At 65.6% G+C, this 13,505-nt stretch carries 11 protein-coding genes; 4 read left to right on the top strand and 7 right to left on the bottom strand.

The window, feature by feature from the left end; translation table 11 throughout:
* From purU to glyA, 7 genes are all read right to left on the bottom strand, one after another.
* Positions 1-852, bottom strand: an 852-nt coding sequence (gene purU, locus NQJ30_RS07855; protein WP_255769293.1) for a formyltetrahydrofolate deformylase, incomplete at its 3' end; no start/stop codon positions are given.
* Between the two features lie 3 nt (positions 853-855).
* Positions 856-2,229 (bottom strand): L-serine ammonia-lyase, encoded by a 1,374-nt coding sequence (locus NQJ30_RS07850; protein WP_255769292.1) that lies wholly within the window; start codon positions 2,227-2,229, stop codon positions 856-858.
* On the bottom strand, positions 2,230-2,865 hold the full coding sequence (locus NQJ30_RS07845) for a sarcosine oxidase subunit gamma (protein WP_255769291.1): 636 nt from the start codon (positions 2,863-2,865) through the stop codon (positions 2,230-2,232).
* Positions 2,858-5,803: a sarcosine oxidase subunit alpha family protein gene (locus NQJ30_RS07840; RefSeq protein ID WP_255769289.1), complete on the bottom strand. Its 2,946-nt coding sequence runs from the start codon at positions 5,801-5,803 to the stop codon at positions 2,858-2,860. The genes NQJ30_RS07845 and NQJ30_RS07840 overlap by 8 nt, the downstream gene beginning before the upstream one ends.
* Positions 5,800-6,204, bottom strand: coding sequence for a sarcosine oxidase subunit delta (locus NQJ30_RS07835; protein ID WP_255769288.1), 405 nt, complete (start codon positions 6,202-6,204; stop codon positions 5,800-5,802). The genes NQJ30_RS07840 and NQJ30_RS07835 overlap by 4 nt, the downstream gene beginning before the upstream one ends.
* 27 nt (positions 6,205-6,231) lie before the next feature.
* Positions 6,232-7,452, bottom strand: a complete 1,221-nt coding sequence (locus tag NQJ30_RS07830; RefSeq protein ID WP_255769287.1) for a sarcosine oxidase subunit beta family protein — start codon at positions 7,450-7,452, stop codon at positions 6,232-6,234.
* Positions 7,449-8,804, bottom strand: a complete 1,356-nt coding sequence (glyA, locus tag NQJ30_RS07825) for a serine hydroxymethyltransferase (protein ID WP_308215162.1) — start codon at positions 8,802-8,804, stop codon at positions 7,449-7,451. Before glyA ends, NQJ30_RS07830 begins: the two co-directional genes overlap by 4 nt.
* Before the next feature lie 155 nt (positions 8,805-8,959).
* Between glyA and NQJ30_RS07820 the strand changes: the two genes are divergently transcribed.
* The 4 genes from NQJ30_RS07820 (at position 8,960) to NQJ30_RS07805 (ending at position 13,494) form a co-directional block, all read left to right on the top strand.
* Complete coding sequence (locus NQJ30_RS07820) at positions 8,960-9,631, top strand: GntR family transcriptional regulator (protein ID WP_255769286.1); 672 nt, start codon at positions 8,960-8,962, stop codon at positions 9,629-9,631.
* A 247-nt stretch (positions 9,632-9,878) separates the two neighbouring features.
* Positions 9,879-11,282 carry an MFS transporter gene (locus NQJ30_RS07815; RefSeq protein ID WP_255769285.1) on the top strand — a complete coding sequence of 468 codons (1,404 nt, stop codon included), beginning with the start codon at positions 9,879-9,881 and terminating at the stop codon, positions 11,280-11,282.
* Positions 11,283-11,334: 52 nt separating this feature from the next.
* Complete coding sequence (locus NQJ30_RS07810) at positions 11,335-12,588, top strand: aminopeptidase P family protein (RefSeq protein WP_255769284.1); 1,254 nt, start codon at positions 11,335-11,337, stop codon at positions 12,586-12,588.
* A gap of 81 nt (positions 12,589-12,669) precedes the next feature.
* Positions 12,670-13,494 (top strand): creatininase, encoded by an 825-nt coding sequence (locus tag NQJ30_RS07805; protein WP_255769283.1) that lies wholly within the window; start codon positions 12,670-12,672, stop codon positions 13,492-13,494.
* Positions 13,495-13,505: the final 11 nt, after the last annotated feature.

The following is a 13,505-nucleotide window of genomic DNA, read 5'->3' as shown; positions in this document are numbered from 1 at the left end:
CTCACAGTGCCAGCGCACCGCGTTGGACAGGGCCTTGCACTCCGTGTCCCGCCCGGCCGCGACCAGGTCCTCGGGGCCGTAAGTGTGGTCCACCTCCACCGTCTGCTGGGAGATGATCGGGCCCTCGTCCAGCTCGGCGTTGACGTAGTGCGCGGTGGCGCCCACGGTCTTCACACCCCGGGCGTAGGCCTGGTGGTACGGCTTGGCGCCCTTGAAGCTGGGCAGGAAGGAGTGGTGGATGTTGATCGCCCGGCCGTCGAGCCGCCGGGTGAGCTCATCGCTGAGGACCTGCATGTAGCGGGCCAGGATCACCAGTTCGACGTCGTGTTCGTCCACCAGCTCCAGCAGCCGGGCTTCGGCCTCGGGTTTGGTGGCAGCGGTAACAGGCACGTGGAAGAAGGGGATGCCGTGCCATTCCACCAGCGCCTGGTGGTCCGTGTGGTTGGAGACCACGGCCGCGATCTCCACCGGCAGTTCTCCGGTCCGGGCACGGAACAGCAGGTCGTTGAGGCAGTGCCCGAACTTGGACACCATGATGAGCACCCGGCGCTTGGCGCCTTGCGGTTCCAGGCGCCAGCGCATCCCGAATCGCTCGGCCACCGGACCGAACGCAGCCCGCAGCGTGTCCGCGGTGGAGGCATCGCCGTCGGACGTGAAGTGCACGCGCATAAAGAAGTGCCGCTCATCGCGCTCGCCGAACTGCTTGTTGTCCAGGATGTCGCAGCCGTGCTCCAGCAGGAACCCGGACACGGCATAGACAATGCCCGGCGTTTCGGCGCAGTCGAGGGTCAGGACGTGCTCCACCGTGGTCGTTTCCGGCGCAGAAGAGGTTTCAGTCTGTACGGCAGTCATGGCTCAGCACTCAATCACGTTGACGGCAAGACCCCCGCGGGAGGTCTCCTTGTACTTGGTTTTCATGTCCGCTCCTGTCTCGCGCATGGTTTTGATGGCTTTGTCGAGTGATACCTTGTGGCTGCCGTCGCCGTGCAGGGACAGCCGCGCGGCGTTGATCGCCTTCACGCTGGCGATGGCGTTCCGTTCGATGCAGGGGATCTGCACCAGCCCGCCCACGGGATCGCAGGTCAGGCCCAGGTTGTGTTCGATCCCCACCTCGGCGGCGTTTTCCACCTGTTCGGGAGTTCCGCCCAGCACCTCGCAGAGCCCGGCGGCGGCCATCGAACAGGCGGATCCCACCTCGCCCTGGCAGCCCACTTCGGCGCCGGAGATGGAGGCGTTGATCTTGAACAGAATTCCGACGGCGGCCGCCGCAAGCAGGAAGCGGACCACACCGTCGTCGTCGGCTCCCGGCACAAACTTCACGTAGTAGTGCAGGACGGCGGGGACGATTCCCGCCGCACCGTTGGTGGGAGCTGTCACGATACGCCCACCCGCCGCGTTTTCCTCATTGACCGCGAGGGCGAACAGGTTCACCCACTCCATGGCACGGAGTGGGTCGGTGACACCCGTGTCCGCGGTCAGGGTCTGGAATAACGACGGCGCCCGCCGCTTCACGTTCAAGCCGCCGGGAAGGATCCCTTCCGCGGCGCAGCCGTTGTCCACGCATTCGCGCATGACCGCCCAGAGCCCCAGCAGTTTCTCCCGGAGTTCGGCTTCGCTGCGCCAGGTGAGTTCGTTGGCGAGCATGACGTCGGAGATGGACATGCCCTCGCGCTTGCAGATCGCCAGGAGTTCGTCGGCAGTGGTGAAGTTGTACGGCAGCACAGTGTCGTCGGCCACCACCCGGTCGCCGGCGTTTGCGTCGCCGTCGACGACGAAGCCGCCGCCGATCGAGTAGAAGCTGCGTTCGTCGAGGACGGCGCCGGTGTGGTCCAGCGCCCGAAAGGTCATGCCGTTGGGGTGCGCGGGCAGGGACTTGCGCCGGTGCAGGACCACGTCCTCGTCCCAGTTGAAGTCCACCCGGTGGTGCCCGCCCACCAGAAGTTCGGCGTTGAGCGCGGCGGCCGCCACCTGGTCGTCGGCCGTGAAGGTGTCCACGGTTTCCGGGTCCAGGCCCTGCACGCCCAGCACCACCGCCTTGTCGGAGCCGTGGCCCCGGCCGGTGGCGCCGAGCGAACCGAACAGTTCAGCCTGGACCCGGGTGGTGGAGCTCAGGAGTCCGCCGCCCTTGAGCCCGTCGGCGAACTGCTTCGCTGCCCGCATCGGGCCCACCGTGTGTGACGACGAGGGCCCGATGCCGACAGAAAACAGGTCCAGGACGCTGAGCGCCATTTAGGGAACCTCAGGCGAGGCGTACTCGCGCATTGCATCGAGGAGCCAGCGGCCCAGGAAGTCCGCGAAGGAGGCCCGCGGGAAGAGCCGGAAGCTCTCCTCCCCGGTCTTCTGCAGGACCACCGGGATGTTGCCCACCTCGGTGGACACCGCCGAACCCGGGGTGAAGCTGCGCGGGTGCAGGTCAAGGGCGCAGCCCTTTTCCAGGACGGCCCGGGCCCGGGGGCCGGACAGATCGAACGTGGTGCGGTTGGCGGACAGGTCCACCACCTGGCCCGGGGCGTCGCCCAAGGCTTCCGTGAGGGAGCCGATGAGGTTGCCGCCCAGGGAATCGTGGGACTCCTCAGGTGCAACCACCAGGAATTCCGACGGTCCCAGCCAGAGGACGCTGATGCTGTCCGTGCCGGTCACTTCGCCGCAGCGTGCCGGCAGGCCGCCGGTGACGGCTGCGATCCGCGAAGCACCCTCGGAGCGGGGATCCACGCGGACCCCGGCCATGGTCTGGAACGGGCCTTCGGCGAGGACAACCTTGCCCTGAACCGATCCCGACTCCAGTGCTGAGGCCAGGTGGGAGGCGGGGCTGCGGCGGATTTCCCGGAGTCCATTGATGCCTTCGAGTGCTGCTGAATTAGCCATCTTTGCGGGTCCCTTCGGGGTCAAACAGTACGGTTTCTGCGACAACAACATCGACCAGCTGGTCGCCGGCGACGGCCACCATGGTCTCGCCGATGCGGTTGCGGCCATTCTTGATCAGTGCCAGGCCAAAGGAGCGGCCCAGGGCGGCGCTGTGGTAGCTCGAGGTTACGAAGCCCTGCATCGGGACGGGACCGTAGGCGGGGCTGGTGCTGATGCCCTGCTCCACAAGCTGCGTTCCTTCCGGCAGGCGGATGGAGCCGTCCACCGGCAGGACGCTGACCAGGTGCTTGCGGTCCTCGCGCTGGCCGTCGGCACGGGCGTAGGAGCGCTTGCCGATGAATTCCTTGGCCTTGGAGACGATCCATTCCATCCCCGCGTCCTGCGGGGTGACGGTGCCGTCAGTGTCCTGGCCGACGATCGGGTAGCCCTTTTCGGCGCGGAGCACGTGCATGGTTTCGGTGCCGTAGGGGGTGATGTTGAATTCGGCCCCGGCGGCGGCCACGGCCTCCCAGGTGTTCAGCCCGTACCAGGACGGCACGTTGATTTCGTAAGCCAGCTCACCGGAGAAGGAGATCCGGCAAACCCGGGCCCGCACGCCGGAGGCGAGGGTGGTTTCGCGGAAGGTCATGAACGGGAACGCTTCTGCGTCGAGTCCGCCGTCGACTGCGAGTTCCGGTGCCACCTTGGCGAGCACCGCGCGGGACTTAGGCCCGACGACGGCAATCGTGCTCCACTGTTCGGTCACCGAGGTGCAGTGCACGTCGAGTTCCGGCCATTCGGTCTGCAGCCATTCCTCCAGCCAGTCCAGCACCTTGGCGGCGCCGCCGGTGGTGGTGGTCATGAAGAAACGGTCATCGTCCAGGCGCAGGGTCACGCCATCGTCGAAGATCATGCCGTCCGCCATGCACATCACGCCGTAACGGGCGGAACCCGGGGCCAGCTTCTTGAACGCGTTGGTGTAGATCCGGTTGAGGAACTCACCGGCGTCCTTGCCGCGGATTTCGATCTTGCCCAGGGTGGTGGCGTCCATGAAGCCCACGGAGTCGCGGACGGCGGCGCATTCGCGCAGCACGGCAGCGTCCATGTCCTCGCCGGCCTGCGGGTAGTACCAGGGGCGCTTCCACTGTCCGACGTCTTCGAACAGCGCGCCCTTGGCCTCGTGCCACGGGTGGATGGAGGTCTTGCGGGCGGGATCGAACAGTTCGCCGCGCTGGCGGCCGGCCAGTGCCGCGAATGCCACCGGGGTGAAGGGTGCACGGTAAGTGGTGGTGCCGATGTCGCCGATGCCGCGGGACGCTTCGCCGGCGGTGCGCAGGGCGGCGGCGATGACGCCGATCGCGTTGACGCCTGAGGTCTTGCCCTGATCGTTGGCGGTGCTGATGGAGGTGTAGCGCTTGATGTGCTCCACCGAACGCATCCCGGCTCCGGTGGACCGCAGCACGTCAGCCACTGACTGGTCGCGCTGGAAGTCCACGAAGTGGTGGTGCCAGTCATCCGGCGTGCCCTCCTGGCCCGGAACGAGCCAGAGCTGGCGGGTGGGGGCGGAAGCCTTCGGCTCGCCGAGAGGAGAAGGCTCGACGGCGGAAGCGAAGCCCGCCGCGATGGCGGCGGCTGCGCCGGCGGAAATGCCTTCGGCCAGTACGTCCGCGAGTTCGAAGCTGCCACGGCCGGAACCGATGGTCTGCTGGTTGGGAACCACGGTGCTCGGCACAAAAGCGGCGAGCTCTTCGTCCCAGCGCAGCTTGCTCTGGCGCTGGGAGTGGAGGTGCACCAGCGGGCTCCAGCCGCCGGAGACAGCCAGCAGGTCGCACGCGATTTCCTCGACGCCGGAAGTGAGTTCGCCGTCGTCGTTGATGCTGCGGACGGTGACGCTCTCAACGCGGCCGTCGGCGGCGGCCGAAGCGGTGTCAGCCACGGCGCTACCGATCAGGACGCGGGTCCCGGCTTCGACGGCGGCGCTCGCAACCTCGGTGAGCTGCGGGCGGGCGTCGACAACGGCTGCAACCTTGACGCCGGCGGCGCGGAGGTCCGCGGCCAGGGCGTAGGCGCTGTCGTTGGTGGTGCTGATGACCACGCGCTGCCCTGCCGCGACTGCGTAGCGGTTGAGGTAGCTGCGCACGGCCGAGGCCAGGATGATGCCGGGGCGGTCGTTGTTCTCGAAGACCAGCGGACGCTCGTGCGCACCGGGGGCCAGGATCACCTGATTAGCACGCACGTGCCAAATCCGCTGGCGCGAGACGCCGGGGGCGGCCGGGCTGGACAGGTGGTCCGTGCGGTTCTGCACGGCGATGACGTAGTTGGCGTCGTAAGCGCCGAAGGCCGTGGTGCGGTTCAGGACCGTGGACTCGGCGCCGGAAACCAGTTCGGCTTCAACGTCCGCCACCCATTCGAGGGCCGGCTTGCCTTCGATGGTGTCAGCCAGCTCAGGTGCGGTGGAGCCTGACAGGAGGCTGCCGCCGAGTTCGGGCTGGTCGTCCATGAGGATGACGCGGGCGCCGGTGCGGACTGCCTCGCGGGCTGCGGCGAGGCCGGCGGGGCCGCCGCCGATCACCAGGACGTCGGTGTGGACGTACTTCTTGTCGTATTCCGCCCGGTCTTCCTCCGGGTCCAGCTTGCCGAGACCGTTGAGCAGTTCCGCCTTCAGGCCGTCCACCAGGGTGACGGTGGTGGCGGGGAGCATGGATTCTGCCACGTCGCCGGGGAAGCGCGGCGCGATTTTGACCATCGCGTTGGATTCCTCAACGCCGGCGGACATGATGCCACGGGCGCGGTCCTCGTAGAGCGAGTTGCCTGCGGCGATGCGGCCGTTGGCAATCAGGGCCGAGGCTAGGGTGTCGCCGGGGTGGCCGGTGAATTCTTCGCCGTCCACGGTGAAACGCCAGGAGATGGTGCGGTCGATGCGTCCGCCGGCAGCGAGGCGGGCGTTCTGGGAAGTCACTTGGTTGCTCCTTCCGGGGCGGTGGTGCTGGAGATGCTGGTGGTGGAGGTGCTGGGAGCGGCGCTTCCCGTGGTGGTGCTGTCCGGGGCAAGGCTTGCTGTGCCGGTTTCGGCGGTTGTCCGGCCGGCGGCATCAGGCCGGGGCGTTCCCATCGGGTAGACGACCTTGATGTCGTAGGTGACGGTGTCGCGGAGCATGTTGAACCACTGGCGGCAGCCGGTGCTGTGCAGCCAGCGTTCGGCGAAGATGCCCTTGGTGTTTTCCCGGTAGAACAGGAAGTGGGCCCATTCCTTGTCGTTCAGCTCGTTCGGGTTCTCCGGGTAGGGCACGTGGGCCTGGCCGCCGTAGTGGAACTCGGTCTCGTCGCGTGAGCCGCAGTTGGGGCAGGAGATAAGCAGCATGTGCGTCTTCTTTCTATGGGACGGCGGCTAGTGGGCCACGGCGGCTGCGCCGTGTTCGTCGATGAGGGCTCCGGTTTCGAAGCGTTCCAGCGAGAAGGGCTGGTTCAGCTTGTGCGGCGTGCCCGTGGCGATGTTGTGGGCGAAGGTGAGGCCGGCAGCCGGGGTGGCCTTGAAGCCGCCGGTGCCCCAGCCACAGTTCACGAACATGTTCTCCACCGGGGTGTTGCCGACGATGGGGGAGGCGTCCAGGGTGGTGTCCACGATGCCGCCCCAGGTCCGGAGCACGTGGGCCCGGGCAAAGATGGGGAAAAGCTCGACGGCGGCAGCCATCTGGTGCTCGATGACGTGGAAGGAACCGCGCTGGCCGTAGCCGTTGTAGGAGTCCACGCCGGCGCCCATGACCAGTTCGCCCTTGTGGGCCTGGGAGACGTAGACGTGCACGTGATTGGACATGACCACCGTGGGGTGGACCGGCTCGTGCAGTTCGGAGACCAGTGCCTGGAGCGGGTGGGACTGGATGGGAAGCTCGAAGCCTGCCATTTCGGCCAGCACGGAGCTGTGACCGGCTGCGGCGAGGCCCACCTTTTCGGTGTTGATGGTGCCGCGGGTGGTCTTGACGCCGGTGACGCGGTTGCCGTCCTTGATGAAGCCGGTGACTTCACAGTTCTGGATGATGTCCACGCCCATCTCGTCGCACTTGCGGGCGAAGGCCCACGCAACGTGGTCGTGCTTGGCGATGCCTGCGCGCGGCTGGTAGGTGGCGCCCATGACGGGGTAGCGGATGTCGTCGCTGATGTTCAGGATGGGGCAGAGTTCCTTGACCTGCTTGGGGTCCAGCCATTCAGCGTCCACGCCGTTGAGCTGGTTCGCTCCCACGCGGCGCATGCTCTCGCGGACATCGCCCAGGGTGTGGGCGAGGTTCATGACGCCGCGCTGGCTGAACAGGAAGTCGTATTCGAGTTCCTCGGGCAGGATCTCCCAGAGCTTGAGGGCGTGCTCGTAGATGGCCGCGCTCTCGTCCCAGAGGTAGTTGGAGCGGATGATGGTGGTGTTCCGGGCCATGTTGCCGCCGGCCAGCCAGCCCTTTTCCAGGACGGCGATGTTGGTCATCCCGTGGTTCTTGGCCAGGAAGTAGGCGGTGGCCAGGCCGTGGCCGCCGCCGCCGACGATAACGGCGTCGTAGCTTTTCTTGGGGTCCGGGTTGCGCCAGAGGAAATCCGGGTGCTCGGGGAGCTGATGCGTGCTCACTGGGCTGCTCCAATCAGGTCAGATTCGAAAGCGGCAACGTCGGTGCCGCCATTGAGGTGGGCGTAAAGGGGGAACTGCTCGGCAAGTGCGGTCACGCGGGCGCGGAGTTCGACGACGGTGCTTTCGTCGAGGGATGCACTCCCGGAGGTGCCGGTGTTGGCAGCGGCGATCAACGCCGTCGCGATAATGTCGGCAACCTCCGTGAACTCGACGGCGCCGAAGCCGCGGGTGGCGAGGGCCGGCGTGCCGATCCGGAGTCCGGAGGACACCATTGGCGGGCGGGGGTCGAACGGGACAGCATTGCGGTTCACGGTGATGCCGATCCGGTGCAGGGCGTCTTCGGCCTGCTGGCCGTCAAGTTCTGAATGGCGAAGGTCCACGAGGACCAAGTGCACGTCGGTGCCGCCGTTGACCACGGAGATGCCTGCCGCGGCAACGTCGTCGCGGAGGAGCCGTTCGGCCAGCAGTTTGGATCCCTGCAGGACCCGTTCCTGGCGTTCCTTGAATTCGGGGGAGCCTGCGAGCTTGAAGGCCACAGCCTTAGCGGCGATCACATGCTCCAGCGGGCCGCCCTGCTGGCCGGGGAACACGGCGCTGTTGATCTTCTTGGCGTACTGCTCCTTGGCCAGGATGACGCCGCCGCGCGGACCGCCGAGGGTTTTGTGGGTGGTGGTGGTGACGACGTCGGCGTACGGCACCGGGTTCGGGTGCAGCCCTGCGGCCACCAGGCCCGCGAAGTGGGCCATGTCCACCATCAGGTAGGCGCCCACGAGGTCCGCGATGCGGCGGAACTCGGCGAAGTCGAGCTGGCGGGAGTAGGCGGACCAGCCGGCCACGATCAGTTTGGGCCGGTGCTCCAGGGCCAGTGCTTCAACCTCGGCCATGTCGATCCGGAGGTCGGATTCACGCACGTTGTACGGGATGACGTTGTAGAGCTTGCCGGAGAAGTTGATCTTCATGCCGTGGGTGAGGTGGCCGCCGTGGGCCAGGCTCAGGCCCATGATGGTGTCGCCCGGGTTCAGCAGGGCGAACATGGCGGCGGCGTTGGCCTGGGCGCCGGAGTGCGGCTGGACGTTGGCGAATTCCGCGCCGAAGAGGGCCTTGACGCGGTCGATGGCCAGCTGTTCGATCACATCAACGTGCTCGCAGCCGCCGTAGTAGCGCTTGCCGGGGTAGCCCTCGGCGTATTTGTTTGTCAGCACAGAGCCCTGCGCCTCCATGACGGCGGACGGGGCAAAGTTCTCCGACGCGATCATTTCCAGGGTGGACTGCTGACGGCCCAGTTCGTTGGCGATGGCCTGCTGGACCTCGGGATCGACTATGGAAAGTCGGTCGTTCAACTGCTCAACCACGGATGCTCCTTTTGAAATACCACTGTTCTTATGACTGATATATCAGTGTGAGGTCAATGGTATGATTGGGATCACATGAGAGTCAAGGGCGGAACGAAAACTAGTTTTATGCGTCGGCCCTGACCAGGTTCCACGAGCGAAGAAAGGAGCGAAGCATGACCGCACTACAGGCACTGCCTCCCGCCGAGAGTGAGGCGCTGTCCCAGGCGGAATCCGCCTACCGGCAGCTGCGGGACAAGTTGATCATGCTTGAGATCCGCCCGGGTGAACCCATTAATGACGGCCAGCTCGCGGGCGAGCTGGGCTTCGGCCGGACCCCTGTGCGCGAGGCCATCAAGCGGCTGGAGGTGGACCATCTGGTGGTTTCCTATCCCCGCCGCGGAACGTTCGCCACCAGTGTGGACTTCACGGAGCTGGCTGACGTCTCCGAGGTGCGGGAGCTGCTGGAGCCCCTCGCGGCACGCAGCGCGGCCACCCGGGCCAGCGCCGCCGTTCGCCGCGAATTGCTGGACGTTGCTGACACCATCGCGGGGCTTGACCCCAGCCCGGCCGAGTCCCGGGAGCTGATGCGGTATGACCTGACCGTGCACCGGCTGATCTACAAGGCAGCCGCGAACCCCCATTTGGAAGACACCCTGATCCGTTACGACAACCTGGCCACCCGCATCTGGTGCCTCGTCCTGGACAAGGTCCCTTCCGTCAGCGGCCATATCACCGAGCACGTTGACCTGCTGAAGGCGGTGGCGGCCGGCGATGCCGACAAAGCCGCTGAACTCGCGCTGCACCACGTCACGAGCTTTGAGGAAACCATCCGCAAGGTGCTCTGAGTGCTCAGCAAAAACCAAAGCCTGCCCGGCCGATGCCGGGCAGGCTTTATTTTTTTGCAACAAGCCACCATCCACTGCAACGACCATCGCAGACATCGGCGCGGCTTGGGTCCGATCGGCCGTCGAAGTGCGGCTGAATTTATTTGAAAGATCAGCACTTAAAGCTATTGACTGTGTCATCGATCACGCCATAGTCTGTTGCAACAGCGTTGCGCTGAATGCAACCCCCAACCAATTTGGTGGATACATGAGTAACGAAACTTCCTCCCCGGCCCGTGGCCGCGGAACCAACCCGGAGCCGCGCGACCCGCGCGAGACCTCCAGTACTGGCCGCACTACCCTGAGCGGCCAGGGCTATGACCCCGCTGACAACGCAGTCAGCAAGGAAACCCGCCGCAGGGTCATTGCGGCCAGCTTCATCGGCAACTTCGTTGAGTGGTTCGACTACGCCGTCTACGGCTACCTTGCCGTCACCATTGCCACAGTGTTCTTTCCCGAGTCGGATCCCCAGACCGGACTCCTCCTCACGTTCGCCCTGTTTGCCATCTCGTTCCTGGTCCGCCCGCTCGGCGGGTTTGTCTGGGGCCATATTGGTGACAGAGTGGGCCGGCGGACGGCGCTGTCGCTGTCCATCCTGATCATGTCCGGGGCAACGTTCTGCATCGCACTGATCCCGGGTTACGACACGATCGGCATCTGGGCGCCGGTCCTGCTGCTGATCATCCGGGTGATTCAAGGCTTCTCCGCCTCCGGTGAGTACGCCGGGGCCTCGGCCTTCCTCGTGGAATACGCTCCCGCCAACAAGCGCGGCGTGTACGCTGCGGTTGTCCCGGCCAGTACGGCTGCGGGCCTGCTCCTGGGCTCCCTGCTGGCAGGCCTGCTGACAGTAGTGCTCACATCCGACGCCATGCACAGCTGGGGCTGGCGCCTGCCGTTCCTGCTCGCTGCACCGATGGGCCTGATCGGCCGCTACATCCGGAACAAGCTTGAGGACACCCCTGTGTTCCGTGAGCTCGCCAAGGAGGACGAGGCGGTCAAGGCGCCTGTCTCGAGCCTCTTCCGGAACCACTGGCGGCAGCTGCTGCAGGCGGTCGGAGCCGTGCTGCTCAACGCCGTCGGGTTCTACGTCATCCTCAGCTACATGCCCACGTACTTGTCCTCGGAGCTTGGCCTCGGCGAAACCGAATCATTCCTTGCCACGACCATTGCCCTGCTGACCTACATCGGATTCATCTTCCTGACAGGGATGCTCTCGGACCGGTACGGACGCAAGAAGGTGCTGATCAGTGCGTCCATCACTTTCATCGTGCTGACCGTGCCCGCCTTCGCCCTGCTGGGAACCGGCAATTTCCTGGTCATCGTCCTCGTCCAAATCCTGCTGGGCGCCATGCTCACCCTCAACGACGGGACGCTTCCCAGCTTCCTGGCCGAGATGTTCCCCACCCGGGTCCGCTACAGCGGCTTCGCGGTCAGCTTCAACCTCTCCAATGCCCTTTTCGGCGGCACCGCCCCGTTTATGGCAACCCTCCTGATCGCTGCTACCGCCAACGACCTGGCCCCCGCCTGGTACCTCGTGGGTGCGGCCGTCATTTCACTGATCGCCGTCGCGCTCTCCAGGGAAACCTGCAAAGAACCGCTGCGCCATGAATAACAGACTTCCTCTTTCATCTCACGTAACTGCACCACAGAAAGGCAACACCACCATGACCATCACCACCGAAAACGCATCGTCCATCGCCGAACTGGAGCGGACCAAGGTCCTTAAGAACGGTAAGAAAGTCAGCCTGACCTTCTCCGATACCGAGTTCGAGCGCCGCCTGTCCGGCCTGCGCCGCATCATGGCCGAGAAGGACCTCGACGCCGTCATCCTGACCAGCTACCACTCCATCAAGTACTACTCCGACTTCCTGTTCACCACCTTCGGCCGCTCCTACGCCATGGTGGTCACCAAGGACGACAACGTCACCGTTACCGCCAACATCGACGCAGGCATGCCGTGGCGCCGCAGCTTCGGCGACAACATCATCTACACGGACTGGCGCCGGGACAACTACATCTTCGCCATCCAGGAAGTCCTGCGCACCCGCGGCATCAACCCGCGCCGCCTCGGCGTCGAGGATGACTCGCTGCCGCTGGACAACCGCAACAAGATCCAGGCCGCCTTCGCCGGCGCCACCCTGGTGGACGTGGCCCAGGCCGCCATGCGCCAGCGCATGATCAAGTCCGCCGAGGAAATCGAGGTCATCAAGCACGGTGCCCGGATCGGCGACCTCGGCGGCGAGGCCATCCGCAACGCCATCACGGCCGGCATCACCGAATACGAAGTTGCCCTGATCGGCACCGAAGCCATGGTCCACGAGATCGCCCGCACTTTCCCGGACTCCGAAATCCGCGACACCTGGGTCTGGTTCCAGTCCGGCATCAACACCGACGGCGCCCACAACTGGGCCACCACCCGCAAGATCCAGGAACACGACATCCTGTCCCTGAACTGCTTCCCCATGACCTCGGGCTACTACACGGCCCTGGAGCGTACCCTCTTCTACGGCGAACCGGATGCCCGCTCGCTGGAACTGTGGAACATCAACGTTGAGGTCCACAAGCGCGGCCTGGAACTCATCAAGCCCGGCGCCGTCTGCAAGGACATCGCTGCAGAGCTCAACGAGATCTACGTCGGCCACGGCCTCCTGGCCAACCGCACGTTCGGCTACGGCCACTCCTTCGGTGTCCTCAGCCACTACTACGGCCGCGAAGCCGGGCTGGAACTCCGCGAGGACATCGACACGGTCCTGGAACCGGGCATGGTGGTATCCATGGAACCGATGATCACCGTCCTGGACGGCCAGCCGGGTGCCGGCGGCTACCGCGAGCATGACATCCTCGTGGTGGGCGAAGACGGAGCAGAGAACATCACCAAGTTCCCCTTCGGCCCCGAATACAACATCATCGGCGCCTAACACCACCAAACAGCCGGCCGGGAAAGCGGCGCCGTGACCAACACGGCGCCGCTTTCCCACCAAACAAGGAGCACCACCAGCATGGACAACTCAGTATTTCTGGAAGACCTGGACGCCTTCGCCTACCGCGAAGTCCTGTCCTCCGGGGAAGCGATCGTCCTGATCCCTGTCGGGTCCCTGGAGCAGCACGGTCCGCACCTGCCGCTGGGCACTGACACCCTCCTCTCGTCGCGCTTCGCCGATGGTGTCGCAAGGCGGCTGGGAGCACTCGTTGCCCAGCCGATCGCCTACGGGTACAAGTCGCAGCAGAAATCCGGGGGCGGCAACCACCTCTCCGGGACCACCAGCCTCGACGGTGCAACGCTGATCGGGGTGGCGCGCAACCTTGTTAAGTCCTTCCTCACCCAGGGCGTCCGGCACGTGGTTTTTGTCAACGGCCACTTCGAGAACTACCAGTTTCTCTACGAGGGCATTGACCTGGCGCTGGAGGAGCTGGGCATCAAACCGGGCGCGGAGCAGAGCGTGCTCCTGCTGTCCTACTGGGACTTCGTCAGCCAGGACACGCTGACGGAGGTCTACCCGGACGGGTTCCCGGGCTGGGACATCGAGCACGGCGGCGTGCTGGAAACCTCACTGATGCTGCACCTTGAGCCCGCACGGGTTGGCATGGACCGCCTGGTGGATGGTCCGGCCGCAGTCCTGCCGCGCTTCGACAGGCTCCCCGTGGTTCCTGAACGCACACCGGCCACAGGCTGCCTCTCCTCGGCCGCCGGGTCCAGCGCGGCCAAGGGCGAGCTGCTCTACCGGCAGGTTGTCGAAGACCTGGCCGCGGACCTGTCCCGCGAGCTGAACCGCGAACTCACCGAACCCGCCACACCCCCGCTTTCCGCTGACTATGCGCAATGATAGTGAGCACC

The organism is Pseudarthrobacter sulfonivorans (assembly GCF_024391045.1).
GTDB lineage: Bacteria > Actinomycetota > Actinomycetes > Actinomycetales > Micrococcaceae > Arthrobacter > Arthrobacter sulfonivorans_B.
The sequence above is the reverse complement of the archived record's forward strand: the minus strand, read 5'-3'. Positions and strand labels throughout refer to the sequence as shown.